Source organism: Halovibrio salipaludis, assembly GCF_002286965.1.
Taxonomy (GTDB): Bacteria; Pseudomonadota; Gammaproteobacteria; order Pseudomonadales; family Oleiphilaceae; genus Halospina; species Halospina salipaludis.
The window spans coordinates 533776-553104 of record NZ_NSKD01000001.1 but is presented as its reverse complement, the minus strand read 5'-3'; the positions used below and the strand labels follow the sequence as shown (position 1 = coordinate 553104).

The window sequence follows — 19329 nt, the reverse complement described above, 5'->3', positions numbered from 1 at the left end:
GAGCCGGTGTTACCCTGTAACATATGACGCATCCACTGCCCTACCGATCCCACGACCATGAGGCCTGCGTCAGCCAGGCCCTCAGCGACGCCCGACGTATCTGCGCCGAGAAAGGCGCACGCCTGACACGGCTGCGGGAACAGGTGCTGGAACTGGTGTGGCAGTCCCACCGGCCCCTTGGGGCCTATGACATTCTCGATATCCTCAACGGGGAAGGCCGCCGGTCGGCACCCCCCACCGTCTACCGCACTCTGGACTTCCTGCTGCAGATGGGCCTGGTCCACCGGATCGCCTCGCTCAACGCCTTTGTGGGCTGTAACCAGCCGGACCATCGCCATACCGGCTGCTTCCTGATCTGCCGCCAGTGCCACAACGTGCTGGAGATTGAGGCATCCGGCATACAGAAGGCCATCGACAGTGAGGCCCGGAGCCACGGGTTCCTGAATGAGGAGACAGTGGCCGAAGTGACCGGGCTCTGCCCCGCGTGCCGGGAGGAAGACGGCCATGACTGACCCCGTGGTATCACTGGAGGACGCCGGCCTGCGCTATGGCGAAACCCATGTCCTGCACGACCTGACCTTCAGCATGAGCGAAGGGGACATCGTCACCGTCATCGGCCCCAATGGCGCCGGCAAGACCAGCCTGATCAAGCTGATCCTGGGCATCGAGAAGCCCAGCTCCGGCCATGTGCGCCAGCGCGCGGGTACCCGGGTGGGTTACGTGCCCCAGCGCATGACCCTCCAGCCCACACTGCCGCTGACGGTGGGCCGCTTCCTCGGGCTTGCCGGTGGCGACGCCAGTGCCATTGAGGCGGCCCTGGCGCGCACCGGCGTGGCCCAGCTGGCGGACGAGTCCGTCCATCACCTCTCCGGGGGCGAGTTCCAGCGGGTACTGCTGGCGCGGGCCATACTGCGCCGCCCCCAGCTGCTGGTGCTGGACGAACCGGCCCAGGGGCTGGACGTTAACGGCCAGTCCGCGCTCTACGAGCTGATCCGTTCCCTGCGCGATGAGCTCAACTGCGCGGTACTGACCGTCTCCCATGACCTGCACGTGGTCATGGCCTCGACGGACACGGTGCTGTGCCTGAACGGTCACATCTGCTGCCGCGGCCAGCCGGAACAGATCTCTCAGGATCCGGCCTTCACCCAGCTGTTCGGCGAAAACCTGGCCAACACCCTGGCGGTCTACCATCACCACCATAACCACAGCCATGACGTGCACGGAGAGACCGTGCCATGATCGACCTGATCCTGAACGACTTCTTCTGGCGCGCCATGGCGGGCGGCCTGATGGTCGCAATGGTCGCCGGGCCCCTGGGCTGCTTCGTGGTCTGGCGGCGCATGGCCTATTTCGGGGACACGCTGGCGCACTCCGCCCTTCTGGGCATCGCGCTGGGCACCGCCTTCCAGGCCAATCTCAACCTGAGCATCGTCCTGGTGTGTGTACTGCTGGCAGTGATCCTGATGCTGCTCTCACGCCAGCAGTCACTGGCCAGCGACACCCTCCTGGGCATCCTGTCCCACAGCTCCCTGGCCATCGGGCTTGTGGTGCTGGGGATGATGCAGGATTTCAGCATCGACCTGACCGGTTACCTGTTCGGGGATCTGCTCGCCATCAACCAGCGGGACCTGCTCTGGATCGCCCTGGGCGGTGCCTTGATCCTGATGCTCACGGTCTGGCTCTGGCGCGGCCTGCTGATGATCACCATCCACGAGGAACTGGCGACAGTGGAGGGCCACCGCACCGGTCTGCTGCGGCTGGCGCTGATGCTGATGCTGTCACTGGTGATCGCCACCGCGATGAAGATCGTGGGGGTTCTGCTGATCACCGCCCTTCTGATCATCCCCGCAGCCGCCGCCCGGCCGCTGGCCGCCACCCCCGAGCGCATGGCGGTGATCGCCTCCCTGCTGGGCATGGGTTCAGTGGTGGCGGGCATGACCCTGTCCTGGCACGTGGACACCCCGGCCGGCCCCTCAGTGGTGGTGGCCGCTTTCGGTTTCTTCCTTCTCCTCTGGCTCGTGCGGGCGCGTGCGCCGGCCTGAGGCACCCACCGCTTGGTCTGCGCACACCACTGCGCTACAGTGAAACAAGGCAGACAGCGGGGGAGCCAGGACGATGGAACCGGAAAGCGTACCCGATACCGATCAGCCGGGCTGGTACCGGGCGCTGCCCCCGATCGTTCTGGGTGTGGGGCTGGCGCTGAGCCTGCTGCTGTGGTCCGAGACCCGCCAGGCACTGACCCGTGCAGCCACCACCGGCGACGACCCGGTCTTCCCGGGCCTCCTTCTGCTGTGCGGTATCCTTCTGAGCGTTGGTATGGCCCTGGTCACCTGGCAGCTCGTGCGTGCCCACCGGCTCATGATCCGCCGCGAGGTGCGCCTGGAACGGCTGCGCCAGCGCGACAGCCGCGCCCTTGAGAACAAACGCCTCGAAAAGGAAGTAATGAGCCGGGCGCTTTCAGACAGTGAACAGCGGACCCGGGATTTCATCCGCCTGGGCACCGGTATTGCCCTGGAGCTGGATGATGCCCGTACCATCGGCTATGTCTCGCCCCAGGTCGAAATCTGGCTGGGGCATACCCCCTCCACACTGGCGGGCGAACGCTTTGCCACCCTCCTTCCGGAATCCGAACACGAGCGTCTTGATGAGGCCCTGGAAACCAGCCGTCGCGAGGCCCGCCACACCAGCCTGGACACCTGGCTCACGGAGCCAGGGGGCGGGACCCTGTCCGTGCACCTGCGTATCTGCGCCATCGTGGACGCCCTTTCCCACTGCCAGGGCTTCCGTGTGGTCGCCTCACCCCGCGGCCCCATTGAATAGCAGCGATTCGCCACCACCTCTGTGAACAGAGATGACCTGAACACGGCGCCAGATTCCGAACAGAGGTTTGCCCATGGAATTCAAGGATTACTACAAGATACTGGGCGTGGACGAGGACGCCTCCAAGTCCGAGATCAAGTCCGCCTACCGTAAGCTCGCGCGCAAGTACCATCCGGATGTGAGCAAGGAAGCGGACGCCGAGGACCACTTCAAGGACGTCAGTGAAGCCTACGAGGTCCTGAAGGACGACGAGAAACGTGCCGAGTACGACCAGCTCCGCAAGTACGGCCAGACCGCGGACGGTGGCTTCGACCCGCCGCCCGACTGGGAATCCGGCGCCAGCTTCTCGCGCGGCGGATTCACCGGCGCCGACAGCATGGACTTCAGCGATTTCTTCGAATCCATCTTCGGCGGCGCCGGGGGCGGTTTCCGGCAGCAGCGGGGCCAGGGCTTCGCCATGCGCGGCGAGGACCTCCACCACCAGCTGTCGCTGTTTCTGGAGGAGGCCTACAACGGCTGTGAGAAATCCCTGCGCATGCAGCAGCCGGAACCCGGGCCGGATGGCCGTGTCCAGCGCCGCGAGCGCACCCTGAAAGTGAAAGTGCCCGCGGGCGTGCGCGACGGCCAGACCATACGCCTGCGCGGCCAGGGCGGTCCCGGCATGGGCAGCGGTCCGGACGGGGATCTTTATCTGGACATCCAGATCGCTCCCCATCCACACTTCAGACTGGAGGGCGGTGATCTGTATGTGACCGTCCCCGTGACCCCCTGGGAGGCGGCACTGGGTGGTCGCATTACAGTGCCCACCATGGGCGGCAAAGCGACGCTCACCATTCCGGAAGGCGCGCGCGAAGGCAAGAAGCTGCGCCTGCGCGGCAAGGGCATGCCCGGTAAGACCCCCGGCGACCAGTACGTGGTGCTCCAGATCGCGATGCCGCCGAAACAGACCGAGCGCAGCCGCGAACTCTTCCGCGAGCTGGGCGAGGAAGTGCCGTTCAACCCACGTGACCACCTGGGAGTCTGATCATGAGCAGCAGAACGCCCCAAGCCGAGATGATGGACGAGCTGATGCGGCTGACACTGCGCGATCTCTGCCATGACTGCCAGGTCAACGCCGAGTACGTGATCGAGCTGGTGGAGTTCGGCGTGGTGCAGCCGCGCGAGGGCCGGAGCCCACGGGAATGGATCTTTGCCGGTGAGGATCTGGTCAGGGTCAAGAAAGCGGAACGGCTGCGCCGGGACCTGGACGTCAACCTGCCCGGCGTGGCCCTGTCACTGGACCTGCTTGAGGAAGTCCGCGAGCTGCGCCGACGGGTGGATGACCTGGAACAGGACCGGACGCGCGACTGAGCCTCAGCCCAGTTCGGACAGCGGCCGCGCCACCTGGGCCACGCGGTCGTTGTCCACCAGCTCCAGGAAGTAGTCGCCCAGCCGCTGGCTCTCGGCCATGGCCCGGCGCCAGTGGGCCTCGCGCGTGGCGTCATCGTCCCGGTAGGCCGGGAAGTCCCGCCGGTCCGGCAGCTTGCCATCCGGCAGCCCCTCCAGATACGCCTGTGTGGGCGCGATGAGCACCAGGTTGCGCAGGCGCTCGGGATTCCCGTTGCGCCAGGGAAGGCTCTTGTCGAACCAGCCCGGCACGATCCGCTGGGTGAAGTGCGGATAGAGGACAAGATCGTCCCCGGCGTAGGGAAGATCCAGGTGGTAATCGGTCAGGCCGCCATCCCGGAACGAGTGGCCCGCAACACCGGGGATGGTGTCCACGGCGTTCATCACGAAGGGAATCGAGGCTGAAGCCAGCAGCGCGGCCTGAAGGTTGCCCGCGTTCAGTCCCTCATAACGCCCGGGGAAGTCACTGAAGGCATCCAGTGGGGGCTCGGCACGCTCATCGTGCATCACCATCCGCTCAAACCCCAGTCGGATCCAGGGCCGGTGAATGGCATTCGCCAGCACCACCGGCGCCAGACCGGCCATCAGCAGTGGCCTGCGATCCGAGGCCACCAGCCCCTTCGAGCGTGCCACCATCACGTTCAGACGGTAGCGCTGCTGCTCAAGGATGGCGGCCTCATGCCCACCGAGCAGCGCCTGCAGCATCTCCCGGCACTGCTCGGAGACCTGCGCCGGGGTTATCCCACGGGGGAAACGCTGGGAGGTGTAGAGTTCCCCGAGCCGCTCCAGCGCGGCCACCGGCTCCGGCGTGCAGGCACAGGCAAAGCGCCAGCTGCCGATGGAGGAGCCGATCAGAGTGCGCTCTCGCGGGGCCCGCTCCAGCCAGTCCCCGAACAGCACCCGGTCCAGCCCCAGCAGCCCCAGAGCCTTGGGGCCACCCGCCGCACCGGGGATGGTGCCCACATCCCCCGGCTGGAGTCCGCGTTCACGGATACGTGCCAGGGCGCGGTCACCGGCATGGATGCTCAGGGGCGGTATGGAATCGGTCATCAGTGCGGTCAGTCATTACCCAGTGCAATACGGCGACGGAAGGCCAGGTAGTGCTGGAGCGTTTCCGCGGGCGCCTCGAAATGCGGATAGTGACCAATGTCGTCCAGCAGTGCAATCCCGCGGTCACTGACCAGCTCGCGGTAGCGCGCCAGCATCGGTGTTCCGGAAACCGGATCCGCCCCGCCCCAGATCAGCAGCGCCGGCTGCTCCATGGCCTGCAGCGCCCCCACCCAGCGGTGCCGGTGCACCCGGCGCTCCTCCATGTAATGGATGATGCGATGGATGACGCCCCGGCCATTGTTATGAATCAGCAGCTGCCAGAAATCCTCGATGTCCCGTGCCGTGGGCTGGGTGGCCGCGCCGAAGATGCGCCCCAGGCTGTTTTCAAACACCCGCCGGGTCAGTGCCCGGCTCACCAGCCCGCCCAGCGGCCCCAGCAACAGCTTCTGGATCAGGATGGGCTGATGGACCTCCGGGAAGAGCGCAGCATTCATAAGGGCAACACTCTCAAGGCGGAATCCCAGGCTGCCCTCGCGCTGGCGCGCCAGCAGCTCCTGGGTCACGGTCGCCCCATAGTCGTGGGCCAGGACATGCACCCGGTCCTCGCCCATCTGCTCCAGCCAGCCCTGAATCAGGTCCGCCTGTTCAATGATGGAATAGTCATGATCCTGGGGCTTGTCCGAGAACCCGAACCCCAGCATGTCCGGCGCCAGCAGCCGGTAGTGCCCACTCAGCGCCGGCCACAGCCGGTGCCAGTCCCAGGAGGCCGTGGGAAAGCCGTGGATCAGCAGCAGGGGCTCACCCCGACCGCCGATACGGCTGAAGACCGCATGTTCGCCGTACCTGAACCAGCACCCGGCCTCCTGCCAGCGTTGCAGTCCATGGGACTCCCCCTCGATCCGGTCCATCACGGTCTCTCCCTGTCTGTTGTGTGACGATTCTGCCTTCCGGCGGCTGAGTCTATCGCAATGTGCAACCTGCAACGAACCTGTAACACTCATCCAGGGCCTTCATTGCGTCGTAAACCAAGAAAAAGAGATAATCCGTACGCCTTCTTCCATTGAGCGTTTCTATGATGGGATTGGCGCACACGGCATAATGGATCGCTGATCAACGATGGGTTGAACCCGGGAGCACACCATGGAGCACAACACAGAGGGGCTGGCGGCCGATTACCGGGACATCATCCGGCGGCTGGGAGAGGACCCGCAACGCGAGGGCCTGGCCGAGACCCCTGAACGCGCGGCCAAGGCCATGGAGTTCCTGACCCGTGGCTATCACCAGGATCTGGACTCCATCGTCAACGGCGCCATCTTTGAATCCTCCAACGATGAAATGGTCGCGGTCCAGGACATCGAGCTCTACTCCCTGTGCGAGCACCACCTGCTGCCCTTTGTGGGCAAGTGCCACCTGGCCTATCTGCCCAATGGGCGTGTCCTGGGGCTTTCCAAGTGTGCCCGTATCGTGGATATGTTCGCCCGCCGCCTGCAGATCCAGGAATCGCTCACGCGCCAGATCGCCGAGGCCATCCAGGAGGTCACGGGTGCCAAGGGTGTGGCGGTGGTCATCGAGGCCCATCACATGTGCATGATGATGCGCGGGGTGGAGAAGCAGAACTCCACCATGAAGACCTCGGTGATGCTGGGCACCTTCCGTGAATCCCAGGCCACGCGCATGGAATTCCTGACCCTGCTCAAACGCAGCTGACCGCCACGGGGCCGCCATGACCGACGCACGCACCGCCACCATCCGCATCAAGAATCTCCGCCTGCGCACCTACGTCGGTATCAAGGAGGAGGAGATCAACAACCGGCAGGATGTGGTGATCAACATCCGACTGCTGTATGACGCCGACCAGGCCATCCGCAACAATGACATCGAGGCGGCGCTGAACTACCGCACCATCACCAAGAACATCATTGCCCATGTTGAGGAGAACCGGTTCGCGCTGCTGGAGCGGATGACACGCGAGGTCCTGGACCTGGCCATGGAACCCGAGGCCGTCCTGGAAGCGGAAGTGGAAATCGACAAGCCCCATGCCCTGCGCTTCTCGGACTCAGTTTCGGTTACACTGGGGGCGTCCCGCCAGCGCTCATAGCAGCCGTGGACATTTGTGCACACTTCCCTACACTGAGGAACCACCGCTTCCGGCCCTGAGGCCCGACCCTGATGTCACTGCGTTCGCTGTTCAGTGCTGACACCCGACCGCCGATTCTGCTCACGCTGGCCTGGCTCACCGCCCTGTCGCTGGTTGCAGCCGGGACCATACTGTCCTGGCAGCAGGGACCGTTCTGGCCACCACTGGTCCTCACCTGCGGGGCCCTGGCCACCCTGGCGCTGACCCTTGGACAGGGCCTTCAGCGCCATAACCAGCTTCTGGAAAAAACCCGTGCCGCCCTGCGCCAGGAAACGGACCGACGGGTGAGTGCCGTGGCCGACCTCGAACGCATTGCCAGCAACGACCCACTGACAGGCCTCGCCAATCGGCACTTCTTCATGGAGGACCTGGATTACGCGGTCCAGCGCGCACGCCTGTCCGGTGAGAAGATCGCGGTGATCGCGATTGACCTGGACAGCTTCCAGACGCTCAACAATTCCATGGGCCACGATTACGGCGACCAGCTGCTGATGGCGGTGGCCGAACGCCTGCGCACCCTGGAGGACAGCAACCACCTGTTCTGCCGGGCCAGCAGCGACGACTTCTACCTGCGCTGCTACCCGCTGGCGGATCTGGAATCACTGATCCACCTGTTGGACCGCATCCGGGATCTGTTCCGACGCCCCATCCGAATGGATGACGAGGACCGCTACCTGTCCGCCTCCATCGGCGTCGCCCTCTTCCCGGATCACGTGGGCGACGCCCAGTCACTGATCGCCAGTGCCGAGGCAGCGCTGAACCAGGCGGCGGCGCTTTCCGGGACCCGCTACCAGTTCTACAACGAACGCCTGCATGAACGGATCCGGGAACGCATGGAGCTGCACTGGGGGCTGCACGATGCCCTGGAGCAGAGGCGCTTCCATCTGCGCTATCAGCCACAGCAGGACCTGGCCACGGGGCAATGGGTCTCGGCGGAGGCCAAGCTGTACTGGGAGCACCCTGAACGGGGGGACCTGGAGCCCGAATCCTTCATGGAAGCGGCGCTGGAAACAGGCCTGACACCGGCCATCACCCGCCACACCATCACACTGGTCTGCGAGCAGCTTCGGCGCTGGCGCGAGAGCGGTGCGCACCACCTGACGGTGGCGGTCAACCTGTACGGCCCGGAACTTGAGGACAGCGGCCTGGTGGAGCACATCGCCGGGACCCTGAGGCGCTGTGAGATTGCCCCGGAAGCCCTGGAACTGGAGCTGGCCGAGGCCAGTCTCGCCAGCAACGGTCACCAGCGGGAAAAGCAGCTGCGGGCGCTGAGCGAGCTGGGCCTGCCCATCAGTATCGACGGCTTCGGACAGGGCACCGCCTCCCTCGCCTGGGTCAGGGACTTCCCCGTCCATCAGCTGAAAATCGAGCCGGGCTTTGTACGGCGCGTCACCAGCCGTCATAATGACAGTGTCATCGTCAGGGCGATCATCAACCTGGCCCACAATCTGGGCATGCAGGTCACCGCAACGGGTGTCGATACCGATGCGCACCTGACGTTCGTCAACGCACACCGGTGCGATTTCGCCCAGGGTGAACGGGTCAGCCCGCCCCTGGCCGCGGATGAACTGGTGGAACACATCGGTTTCAACCGAGCCAACACAACAGAGTACTCCTGACCGTCATGCGCCGCCTGATCATCACCGTACTGAGCCTGGCCGCCATCGCCGCCGTCGCCCTTGGCGCCACCCAGCTGGTTTCCGGCAACCGGGAGGAAACCGCCACGGCGGAGAAGGCGAACGACAACGCCGCCCCGGAGCAGACCCTCACCGTCTTCGCCTCGCCCACCTGCGGCTGCTGCGGTGACTGGATCACTCACATGCGCGACGCCGGTTTCCAGGCTGAAAAGCGGGAAGTCAGCAACATCAACCGCGTCAAGCAGGAAGCCGGGCTGCCGCGCTCACTGGCGAGCTGCCACACCGCCTTCATCGGCGGCTACCTCATCGAGGGCCATGTCCCCGCCTCCGACGTGAAGCGTCTTCTGCGGGAGCAACCCGAAGCCGCGGGCCTCAGCGTGCCGCGTATGCCGGTGGGCTCACCGGGCATGGAAGTGGAAGGCCGTGGCCGGGACGCTTTCGATGTGATTCTTTTCCGGGACAACGGCGAGCAGGAAGTCTTTGAACACTACCCCGCCCAGACCAGCCTCTGACTCCGCAATACTGACAGGTTATTCTCTCAATGCTGAACAGCGACGCCCTGAACCAGCTCAAGCAGCTCCGTACTGACATCCAGGCCGACAAGGAGCTGTTTGCAGGCACCATCAAGCGCGTCACCGGACGCTTCGGTTTCGTCACCCTGGATGACGGCCGCGACATCTATCTGCCCAAGGATGAAGCCCAGAAGGTACTGCTGGGCGACCGCGTCCAGATCCAGATCACCCAGGGCAACGGCGGCAAGCAGGCAGGGGAGCTTGAGAGCGTCGATGAGCGGGTTCTGGATACCTTCATCGGCCAGTACGTGGTCCGGGGCAAGGGCCACTTTGTGGCGCCGGACATCAACGGTCTGAGCCGGTGGTTCTTCGTGCCCCCGAAACAGCGTAACGAGGCGAAGAACGGCGACTTCGTCCACGCCCGGGTCACACGCCACCCCTTCAGCAGCGGCAACGCCCAGGCCGAGGTGTTGAGTGTCATCGGTAACGAGTCGGACCCGGGCATCGAGCGCGGCTACGCCATGGCCAAGTACCAGCTGCGTGACGAATGGCCCGAGGCGGTGAACGAAGAGGTCGCCACACTCTCGGAGGCGGCCATTGAACAGGCCACATCCGGGCGTGAGGATCTGACGGATCTGCCCTTCGTCACCATCGACGCCCCCAGCACCCAGGACATGGACGACGCCGTCATGGCCCAGGCACGCCCGGAAGGGGGCTGGCGCCTGTGCATCGCCATTGCGGACCCGGCAGCGCTGCTTCCGGAGGACGGCGCCACGGAACAGGAAGCGCGGCTGCGTGCCAGCTCCGCCTACTTCCCCGGCCAGCCCCGGGCCATGCTGCCCTCGGCCATCAGCCAGGACCTGGGCTCGCTCATGGCGGGCAGGGACCGGCTGGCACTGGTCTGTGACCTCCGGCTGGACGCCGAAGGCAACATGGGCGATTACCAGCTGTACGCCGCCACCATCCGCTCCCGCGCCAAGCTGGCGTATGAAAGCGTGGCAGCCCTGTTTGAGGGTCGGACTGACGAAGAGATCCAGGCGCTGGACGACACCACCCTGGAGAGCCTGAACCAGCTGAAATCCGTGGGCCAGGCCCTGCGCCAGTGGCGCGAGGCCAACGCCCTGGTCAACGAGGAGCGCCCGGACTACCGCATCCGGCTGGACGAGAACCGCAAGATCCGCAGCATCCAGAAGGCCTACCAGACCAGCGCCCACCGGCTGATCGAGGAATGCATGATCGCCGCCAACCGCTGTGCGGCGGACTTCCTGCAGCAGCGCAGCGGCGATGGACTCTTCATCACCCATGCCGGCGTGCGTGAGGAAAAGGCGGACAACATCCGCCAGCTGCTGGAACAGCACTGCCCGGAGCTTCTGGACGTTGACCCGACCACACCGGAGGGCTTTACCAGCCTGGTACGCCGGGCCTCGGCACTGGAGACGGAGCTGCCGGTGAAGGCCATCGTCATGCGCCAGCTCGAACGCGCCGAAATGGCCACCCAGGCGGCGCCCCACCAGGGCATGGGGCTTTCGCTCTACACCACCATGACCTCGCCCCTGCGCAAGTACAGCGACTACTTCGTGCACCGGCTGATCCGGCATCACCTGGGTCTGGCCGGCAAACCCGAGTGGGATGAGTCCGTGCTCAAGGCCCTGCAGGAATCCCAGTGGCAGCTGCGCCAGGCGGTCAACGAGATGGAGCACAGTCTCAAGTGCCAGTTCGCCCCCAGCCTGGGGGACGAGGCGCACCAGGGCACCATCGTCCAGGTCAACGCCGGCGGCTTCCAGGTGAAGCTGGATGAGACCGGTCTGGTGGGCTTTGTGGCTTCACGGGATCTGCCCGAGAAGTTCAGCTTCGACCCGGTCACTCACACCATTGCCAGCGACCAGCGCCGCTTCCGGCTGGACCAGGTGGTGACGGTGCGCTTCAAAGAGGTGGATGAGGAGCGCCGCCAGATCCGCTTCGATCTGGTCGACGCCTGACCCGCCCTACTGGTCGGCCCCGAGTGCCTCGGCGCGCTCGCGGCTGGCCGCCAGCTCCTCCGGGTTGTTCTCGGGAAGGGTCCAGCCCTGCAGATGTTTCTCCACCAGGGTGGTGATCATGTCGATGTGATCCTCGTCCGAGTTCAACGCCGGAATGTAGTGGAAGTCCTCCCCTCCGGCCTCCATGAAGTACTCACGGTTCTCCTCATCAATCTCCTCGATGGTCTCCAGACAGTCCGATGAGAAACCGGGACAGACCACATGCACCCGCTTCACGCCCTGGCCGGGCAATGACTTCATGGTTTCGTCCGTATAGGGCTGGAGCCACTCCTCGTTGCCGAAGCGGGACTGGAAGGTGGTCATGTACTCACCCTCGCGCAGCCCCAGGCGCCTGGCCAGAAGCCGCGTGGTCTTGTGGCATTCACAGTGGTAGGGGTCGCCGTTGAGCAGGTAGCGTTTGGGCACGCCATGGTACGAGAGCACCAGCATGTCCGGCCGGCCATTGTCTTCCCAGTAGCGTTCGATCTTGCGCGCCACGGCCTCGATGTAGGGTTCGAAGTCGTGGTAGTGGCTGATGAAGCGCAGATCCGGCAGCCAGCGCCGCTGCCGGAAGTCCTGCGACAGCGCATCGAAGGTGGACCCGGTGGTGGAAGCGGAGTACTGCGGGTACATCGGCAGAACCAGGAGCTGGCGCACGCCCCGGCGCTGCAGATCCTCAATCGCGGATTCGATCGACGGGTTGCCGTAGCGCATGGCGTAGGCCACCTCGATGTTCTGCCCGTAGCGGAACTGCAGGCGCTGCTTCAGCCCCTCGGCCTGGCCACGGGTATGAACCAGCAACGGTGATCCGTCCTCGCTCCAGACGCTGCGATAGCCCTCGGCGGATTTCTTCGGGCGGGTGCGCAGCACAATGCCGTGCAGGATCACCCACCAGAGAAGCCGCGGCAGCTCGATCACGCGGGGATCCGAGAGGAACTGGTCCAGATAGCGGCGCAGCGCCGGCGTGGTGGGTTCATCCGGCGTGCCCAGGTTGGTGATGAGCACGCCCACCCTGGCCGGCTGGTCGTGGGTGAAGTGCTCACTCATGCCACGGTATTTCATAGGTTTGGATTCCCCGTTGCGCTGGAATGGATTGACTTGAGTCTCATACGCACCACCATAAGGACTGGTTCCCCGCAGGAGGTGGCCCAGTGACTGCCAGGCAGCTTTTGATCGTCGCCCACACCCCGTCGCCCAATACATCCCGCATGGCCGAGGCCGTACTGCAGGGCGCTCGTCATGAGGATATCGAAAACGTCGAGGCTCGGCACATACCGCCCCTGGAAGCGGGTCCGGACGATGTACTCGCGGCGGACGCCATCATTCTCGGGACCACCGAGAATCTAGGATATATGAGTGGGGCGCTAAAAGATTTTTTTGATCGGATCTATTACCCCTGCCTGGAACAGACACAGGCCCTGCCTTTTGCCAGTTTCGTGCGGGCGGGGAAGGACGGTACGGGGACGCTGAAGGCCATCGACAGCATCACCACCGGGCTGCGCTGGCGGGCTGTACAGGAGCCACTGCTGTGCCATGGGGAATTCCGGGAGGAATTCATAACCCAGTGTGAGGAGCTGGGCCTTTACGTGGCAGCAGGGCTGGATGCGGGCATGTTCTGACAGGTGTTTCCCGGCCGGTACCGACCGGGAAACACCCGTGCGCATCACGCGGGTCCGGCTTACTGCTGGCCCTGACCCTGGCCTTGCCCTTGGCCCTGACCACGCTGCTGCTGCATCTGCTGTTGCATCTGCTGCATCTGCTGGCGCTGCTTCTTCATCTGCTTTTCCAGCTCTTCGCGCTGCTCTTCGGTGAATACCGATTCCACGCGGGACTGGAGCAGGATGCTTTCCGCCGTCATCTCACCGGTGAGATTGCCCAGCTTCTCGGCATCCTCGCGGATGGCCTGCTCGTCATAGTCCGGGCCAACGCGGCCGTCCAGCTTCTGCTGCAGTTCCTGGATCTGCTTCTGGGTATCCTGAATATCACCCTGCATCTCATCCAGGATGCCACGGATCTCTTCCTGCTGCTCATCAGTGAGATCGATCATGCGGGCCAGCTGATCCACCTGGTCACCACCCTGCTGACCCATCTGCTGGGCGCCGGCGGTGAAGGCAAACGCCATGGCAAGGCCGGCGGCGAGGAGTCGGAAGGTCTTCATAGGGAACACTCCGGTTATGGTGTTAATGATGTATGAGCCCGCGAGCATAACGCGACTCCGGGGGATGTTTCACGTCTGGAAGACACGATTTCATTAACACTTTTACAGATAGGGCGACATCAGCTTCGCAATGCCGTTCCGCAGGCGCACCGGCAACCAGGCATTGCGCAGCTCAGCCAGCTCCAGGGGCTCGGCCCGGGCCGTTACCTGATCGACCATCCGTTCCAGCGAGCGGGCCAGGCGCGCGTCGTAGCATTCCAGGTTGCACTCAAAGTTCAGGCGCAGGCTGCGCGGATCCCAGTTGGCGGAACCGACCATGCTCCAGCGCCCGTCCACCGTGAACAGCTTGCTGTGATCGAAATCGCCCGGGCTGTACCAGACCCGCACGCCCCACTGGAGCAGGTCCTCGAGCTGCCCCCGGCAGGCCCAGTCCACCATCGGCAGGTTGTTGCGCAACGGCAGCACCACATCCACGGTGGCGCCGCGCAGCGCCGCCGTCTTGAGCGCGTCCTGAACGGTGGCGTCCGGCAGGAAATAGGGCGTCATGACCCGCACATGGCGCCGCGCCACCGAAAGGGCCCCGACAATGACCTGACGCAGGGTATCCAGGTTCTCATCCGGCCCGTCCGGAATCACGCGGCTGAGGGTGGAGCCCGGGGCATAGGGCTTGGGGAACCAGCGCTCGCCGTTGAGTCGCTCGCGACAGGCAAAGTCCCAGTCCTCGGCGAAAACCGTCTGCAGCTCCGCCACCACCGGCCCCTCAATGGCGAAATGCAGATCCCGGATGGGATGGCGCGGCTGGCTCTCCACACAGTTGCCAGCGGCGATATTCATACCCCCGCTGAACCCCAGTAGGCCGTCCACCACCAGCAGCTTGCGGTGGTTGCGCAGATTCATGAAGGGCATGGCCAGGGGGGTGCGCGTAGGCATGAAGCGGGCATAGGGCACCCGCTCACGGCGCAGATGCCGGATGATCGAGGGAATGGAGTAGCGCAGCCCCACCGCATCCACCAGCACCCGCACGCTCACGCCCCGGCGCACGGCCTGCCCCAGGCTGCGGGCGAAATCCCGGCCCACGGCATCGTTACTGAAAATGTAGGTGCTCAGGGTGATGCTCTGGCGGGCGCTGGCAATGGCCTCGAGCATGCGGGGATAGGCCTTGTCTCCGTTACTCAGCGGTGTGAGACGGTTGCCGGTGAGCAGGGGCTGGCGTGAGACCCGGTCGGCCAGGCGGGCCAGCGCCTGCATCTCCCGGGGCAGCTCCCGGCCCATGTCTTCGGGGACATAGGCACGCACCGCCGAGCCCTGGTCCACCCTGGGCATCTCGCCGCGCAGCTCGGCCGCCCGGCGCCGGATGCGGTTGATGCCGAACATCAGGTAGAGGAGCGACCCCATCAGCGGCGCCAGCCAGATAACACCCACCCAGGCCACCGCCGCGCGGCTGTCTTCCTTTTTGAGAATGGCGTGCCCGGAGGCCGCAATGGCCAGGCTCACGTAGAAAACCGCGAACAGGGCGGCCAGGATGCTGCTGTCCGCCTCAGGCATAACGGGTGTCCGTGTTGCTGGCTGCCAAATCCGGCTCCTGTGAAGGGCTGCTGCCGGCATTCTAGCCGGGCCCGGTACCCCCGGCCAATCACGCATTGCAATAAGCCGACACAGCCGCTACGTTTGCGCTCCCGAAACAGCCAGTCCGGAGCCTCCATGACCTTCACAGTGGGCCAGCGCTGGGTCAGCCAGACCGAATCCGATCTCGGCCTCGGCCTGATCACCGACGTCAGCGGCCGCCGCGTTACCATTGCCTTTCCCGCCGCCGAGGAAGAACGCACCTACGCCATGGACAACGCCCCGCTCGCCCGGGTGCGCTACCGCGTGGGTGAGACCCTGAGGGACCGCCATGAGCGCGCACTGACCGTGCGCGAAGTGGAGGATTCCGAGGGGCTCTTTACCTACGAATGCGAGGACGAGTCCGGCGAGCCGGTCACCCTTACCGAGGTCATGCTCAGCCCCCATGCCCGTTTCGTGCACCCGGAGCAGCGCCTGTTCTGCGGCCAGTTCGACCGCAACGGCGACTTCCAGCTGCGCTACGCCACCCTGCAGCACCAGGCGCGACTACAGGCTTCGCCGGCACGCGGGCTCATCGGCACCCGGACCCAGTTGCTGCCGCACCAGGTGGCGATCGCGGAGCAGGCCGCACGCCGTCCCCATCCGCGGCTCCTGCTGGCGGACGAGGCCGGCCTGGGCAAGACGATCGAAGCCGGCCTCATCCTCCACCGACAGGTCATCACCGGCCAGGCCGAACGGCTGCTGGTGGTGGTGCCGGACGCGCTGCTGACCCAGTGGTTCGTGGAGATGCGCCGGCGTTTCAACCTGCATTTCGCGCTCTTCAACCAGGAACGCCTGGAGGCCGAGGAAGGCAACCCCTTCGAGAACGAACAGTTCGTGCTCTGCCCGCTGTCACTGCTCAGTGACAGCGAGGCCAACCTGGCCGCCGCGGAGGAAGCGGGCTGGGACCTGCTGGTGGTGGACGAGGCCCATCACCTGCACTGGACGCCGGAGGGCGCCGATGCCGGCTACCAGGCCGTGGAACGGCTCGCCGGGCGCATTCCGGGCGCGCTGCTGTTAACCGCCACCCCTGAACAGGTGGGCCTGGACAGTCACTTCGCTCGGCTGCGCCTGATCGACCCCGCGCGCTTCACCGACTACGCGGCCTTCCAGCAGACGGTGCGCGAACACGGTGGCCTTCCCGAGCAGCACCGGGTGCTGTTCCGCCATACCCGCGAGGACGTGGGTGGCTTCCCGGAACGCGTTGTGGAACCCGCGCCCCTGGAGGCAGACCCGGACTACGCGGAACAGGCGCAGCTGGCCGGCCCCGCTGGCCTCTTCCCGGAAACGGCTCTGGACAGCGAGACCTGGCTCGCCGGAGACCCCCGTGTCGCCTGGCTCCAGCAGATGCTCAAGGCCAACCGCAACGAAAAAGTCCTAGTCATCTGTGCCCATGCGGATACCGCCGAGACGCTGGAGCATTTCCTGCAGCTGCGTGCCGGCATCCGAAGCGCCGCCTTCCATGAACGCCTGAGCATCATCGAGCGCGACCGCGCCGCCGCCTGGTTCGCGGACGACGAGCAGGGTGCCCAGGCACTGATCTGCTCCGAGATCGGCAGCGAGGGGCGCAACTTCCAGTTCGCCCGCCACCTGGTGCTGTTCGATCTGCCCCGGAACCCGGACCTGCTGGAGCAGCGCATCGGCCGGCTTGACCGCATCGGCCAGGGGGAGCGCATCCACATCCATGTGCCCTACATCGCCGGCTCGGCCCAGCAGGTTCTCTTCCAGTGGTACCAGCAGGGCCTCAATGCCCTCCAGGCCTACTGCCCCACGGGCGTGGCGGTCCAACACGAGGTTGCGGAACAGCTCGACGCCGCCCTCAATGACCCGGAAGCGCCGCTGGACGGGCTCCTGGAAGCCACGCGCCAGGCACGTGAAGCCCAGGAGGAAAGCCTGCAGGAAGAGCGCCGCCTGATCGCCTCCCTCACCCGGGACGAACAGGCAGCCGCCGACGCCAGCATCAGCACCATCCGGGAAACCGAGGCGCCGGACGATCTTGCCGCCTACCTTACCCAGCTGCTGGACCAGTACGGCATCGACCACGAGGAAACCGGCAAGGAACAGTGGACCGTCAGGCCCACGGACCATATGAAAACCGAGCACTTCCCGCACCTGCCGGACGACGGCCTCAGCTTCACTCTGGAGCGGGATGTGGCGCTGGCCCGGGAGGACCTGGCCTTCATGAGCTGGGAGCACCCCATGGTGCGCGATGCCATGAACATGGTGACCGATTCAGAGCTCGGCAACGCCGCCCTCATCACCCTGGAGCTCAAGGGCGTACAGCCGGGCACCCTGATGCTGGAGGCGCTCTACCGCGTCACCACCGCGGCACCACGCTCCGTACCTGTAGGCCGCTTCCTGCCACTGGCCCCGGGCCGGATGCTGCTGACCAGTGACGGCCGCGACCTGAGCACCATGCTCACCCACGACAAGCTCAACCAGATCGGTGGCCGCATCAAACGCAAGGACGCCCAGCAGATCCTGCCGCGCCTGCGCGACGACATCGAGGCCCTGCTGCCCGCCATCCGCGAGAAGGCCGAGGCCGGCCTCCCGGAAACCATCGCCGACGCCCGGCAGGCGCTGGAGGCCCATTACAATGCGGAAATCGAGGCGCTCAGGGAACTGCAGGCCACCAGTGATGAACTGAAGAACCGCGAGATCGAGGCCCTGGAAGCCCAGCGCGAACAGGGCACTGCGGCCATAGACCGGGCCGGCGTGGAGCTGGAGGGATTGCGGATGATACTGACAACCTGAAACGCGTTCATCGGTTGAAGGGGTCTCCTCTCACCCCCATCTTATAGAGCACATCAATCGGATTCAGTTTTCTGTCGTATACGTACCTATCAGAAACCATCCGACCACCAAGAGGAGACCCTTCGATGACCAACGGGGACAACGTGCTTTTTGAACCCTTTACCCTGGGCGATCTTGAACTGCCCAACCGCATCATCATGGCGCCGCTGACCCGCGCCCGGGCCAGCCAGCCGGGTGACGTACCCAGCGACATGAACGCCCGCTATTACGCCCAGCGCGCCAGTGCCGGGCTGATCATCAGCGAGGCAACGCAGGTTTCCCAGCAGGGCCAGGGCTACGCCTACACGCCTGGCATCTACACTCCGGAGCAGATCGCCGGCTGGCGCAAGGTCACGGACGCGGTCCACGCCGCCGGCGGCCGCATGCACGCCCAGCTCTGGCACGTGGGCCGCATTTCCCATCCGGAACTGCAGCCTGGTGGCGAACTGCCCGTGGGTCCCTCGGCCATCAAGCCGGAAGGCTCCCAGGTGTTCATCAGCGCCGACTCCGGCATGGTGGATATCCCCACGCCCCGTGCACTGGAAGCCGATGAGCTGCCCGGCATTGTTGAACAGTACCGCCAGGGCGCCGAGAACGCCCGCGAAGCCGGCTTCGACGGCATCGAGATCCACGCCGCCAACGGTTACCTGCTGGACCAGTTCATCAAGTCCGGCAGCAACCACCGCACCGACGACTATGGCGGCTCAGTGGAAAACCGCCTGCGGTTCCCGATGATGGTGGTGGAAGCGGTCAAGCAGGTCTGGCCAGCGGCACGCATCGGCATCCGGGTCAGCCCCACCGGCAGCTTCAACAGCATGTTCGACGCGGACCCGCACACCACCTTCCGGGCTCTGGCGCGCAAGGTACAGGAAGCAGGCCTGGCCTACATCGAGGTGGTGGAGGATTCCTTCCAGGGCAACCATGAGAACGGCCGCCCGGAATCCGTGATCGACGCCATCCGGGAAGAATTCACCGGCGCCTACATCGGCAACGGTGCCTACAGCCGGAATGAAGCCATTGAACGCATCAATGCCGGACGCTGTGACCTGGCCTCCTTCGGCCGGCCGATCATCGCCAATCCGGACCTGGTGGAACGCTTCCGGCAGGACGCACCGCTCAATGAGTGGGACGCGAGCACCTTCTATGGCGGTGATGAACGGGGTTACACAGACTATCCGACGCTGGCCGAAAGCCAGTAGGAAGGAAGACGGCGGGA

19 protein-coding genes are annotated in these 19329 nt (G+C 65.1%); 14 read left to right on the top strand and 5 right to left on the bottom strand.

Annotated features, from left to right (window positions below):
- Positions 1 to 23: 23 nt before the first annotated feature.
- From CK501_RS02715 to CK501_RS02690, 6 genes are all read left to right on the top strand, one after another.
- Positions 24 to 512: a Fur family transcriptional regulator gene (locus CK501_RS02715; RefSeq protein ID WP_095616177.1), complete on the top strand. Its 489-nt coding sequence runs from the start codon at positions 24 to 26 to the stop codon at positions 510 to 512.
- Positions 505 to 1239, top strand: a complete 735-nt coding sequence (gene znuC / locus CK501_RS02710) for a zinc ABC transporter ATP-binding protein ZnuC (RefSeq protein ID WP_095616176.1) — start codon at positions 505 to 507, stop codon at positions 1237 to 1239. Before CK501_RS02715 ends, znuC begins: the two co-directional genes overlap by 8 nt.
- Complete coding sequence (locus CK501_RS02705) at positions 1236 to 2042, top strand: iron chelate uptake ABC transporter family permease subunit (RefSeq protein WP_095616175.1); 807 nt, start codon at positions 1236 to 1238, stop codon at positions 2040 to 2042. The genes znuC and CK501_RS02705 overlap by 4 nt, the downstream gene beginning before the upstream one ends.
- Positions 2043 to 2115: 73 nt before the next feature.
- On the top strand, positions 2116 to 2820 hold the full coding sequence (locus tag CK501_RS02700) for a nitrogen regulation protein NR(II) (protein ID WP_095616174.1): 705 nt from the start codon (positions 2116 to 2118) through the stop codon (positions 2818 to 2820).
- Positions 2821 to 2893: 73 nt separating this feature from the next.
- Positions 2894 to 3844, top strand: a complete 951-nt coding sequence (locus tag CK501_RS02695; RefSeq protein ID WP_095616173.1) for a DnaJ C-terminal domain-containing protein — start codon at positions 2894 to 2896, stop codon at positions 3842 to 3844.
- 2 nt (positions 3845 to 3846) lie between these two features.
- Positions 3847 to 4170, top strand: a complete 324-nt coding sequence (locus CK501_RS02690; protein WP_095616172.1) for a chaperone modulator CbpM — start codon at positions 3847 to 3849, stop codon at positions 4168 to 4170.
- Between the two features lie 3 nt (positions 4171 to 4173).
- On the opposite strand, the gene CK501_RS02685 is transcribed toward CK501_RS02690, so the two are convergent.
- Together CK501_RS02685 and CK501_RS02680 are read right to left on the bottom strand one after the other, a co-directional pair.
- Positions 4174 to 5256: a patatin-like phospholipase domain-containing protein gene (locus tag CK501_RS02685; RefSeq protein WP_095616171.1), complete on the bottom strand. Its 1083-nt coding sequence runs from the start codon at positions 5254 to 5256 to the stop codon at positions 4174 to 4176.
- Positions 5257 to 5264: 8 nt separating this feature from the next.
- Complete coding sequence (locus CK501_RS02680) at positions 5265 to 6164, bottom strand: alpha/beta fold hydrolase (RefSeq protein ID WP_095616170.1); 900 nt, start codon at positions 6162 to 6164, stop codon at positions 5265 to 5267.
- A 232-nt stretch (positions 6165 to 6396) separates the two neighbouring features.
- On the opposite strand from CK501_RS02680, the gene folE reads away from it, so the two are divergent.
- The 5 genes from folE (at position 6397) to CK501_RS02655 (ending at position 11521) form a co-directional block, all read left to right on the top strand.
- Complete coding sequence (gene folE, locus CK501_RS02675) at positions 6397 to 6963, top strand: GTP cyclohydrolase I FolE (RefSeq protein WP_095616169.1); 567 nt, start codon at positions 6397 to 6399, stop codon at positions 6961 to 6963.
- Between the two features lie 16 nt (positions 6964 to 6979).
- A complete protein-coding gene (folX, locus tag CK501_RS02670; RefSeq protein WP_095616168.1) occupies positions 6980 to 7354 on the top strand; it encodes a dihydroneopterin triphosphate 2'-epimerase in 375 nt (124 codons plus the stop codon).
- A 71-nt stretch (positions 7355 to 7425) separates the two neighbouring features.
- On the top strand, positions 7426 to 9012 hold the full coding sequence (locus CK501_RS02665) for a putative bifunctional diguanylate cyclase/phosphodiesterase (protein ID WP_095616167.1): 1587 nt from the start codon (positions 7426 to 7428) through the stop codon (positions 9010 to 9012).
- A gap of 5 nt (positions 9013 to 9017) precedes the next feature.
- Entirely contained in the window at positions 9018 to 9542 is a 525-nt protein-coding gene (locus CK501_RS02660; protein ID WP_095616166.1) for a DUF411 domain-containing protein, read from the top strand.
- Positions 9543 to 9571: 29 nt separating this feature from the next.
- Positions 9572 to 11521, top strand: a complete 1950-nt coding sequence (locus CK501_RS02655) for a VacB/RNase II family 3'-5' exoribonuclease (protein ID WP_095616165.1) — start codon at positions 9572 to 9574, stop codon at positions 11519 to 11521.
- A gap of 6 nt (positions 11522 to 11527) precedes the next feature.
- On the opposite strand, the gene hemH is transcribed toward CK501_RS02655, so the two are convergent.
- Positions 11528 to 12622 carry a ferrochelatase gene (hemH, locus tag CK501_RS02650; RefSeq protein WP_095616164.1) on the bottom strand — a complete coding sequence of 365 codons (1095 nt, stop codon included), beginning with the start codon at positions 12620 to 12622 and terminating at the stop codon, positions 11528 to 11530.
- A 146-nt stretch (positions 12623 to 12768) separates the two neighbouring features.
- Here hemH and CK501_RS02645 point away from each other — a divergent pair, with 146 nt between their 5' ends.
- Positions 12769 to 13179, top strand: a complete 411-nt coding sequence (locus CK501_RS02645) for a flavodoxin family protein (protein WP_198949399.1) — start codon at positions 12769 to 12771, stop codon at positions 13177 to 13179.
- 59 nt (positions 13180 to 13238) lie between these two features.
- On the opposite strand, the gene CK501_RS02640 is transcribed toward CK501_RS02645, so the two are convergent.
- Complete coding sequence (locus tag CK501_RS02640) at positions 13239 to 13718, bottom strand: Spy/CpxP family protein refolding chaperone (RefSeq protein WP_095616162.1); 480 nt, start codon at positions 13716 to 13718, stop codon at positions 13239 to 13241.
- A 102-nt stretch (positions 13719 to 13820) separates the two neighbouring features.
- Positions 13821 to 15263: a phospholipase D-like domain-containing protein gene (locus tag CK501_RS02635; protein ID WP_095616161.1), complete on the bottom strand. Its 1443-nt coding sequence runs from the start codon at positions 15261 to 15263 to the stop codon at positions 13821 to 13823.
- A gap of 156 nt (positions 15264 to 15419) precedes the next feature.
- Here CK501_RS02635 and rapA point away from each other — a divergent pair, with 156 nt between their 5' ends.
- Positions 15420 to 18074 (top strand): RNA polymerase-associated protein RapA, encoded by a 2655-nt coding sequence (rapA, locus tag CK501_RS02630; RefSeq protein ID WP_095616160.1) that lies wholly within the window; start codon positions 15420 to 15422, stop codon positions 18072 to 18074.
- A 125-nt stretch (positions 18075 to 18199) separates the two neighbouring features.
- On the top strand, positions 18200 to 19312 hold the full coding sequence (locus CK501_RS02625) for an alkene reductase (protein ID WP_095616159.1): 1113 nt from the start codon (positions 18200 to 18202) through the stop codon (positions 19310 to 19312).
- Positions 19313 to 19329 lie beyond the last annotated feature (17 nt).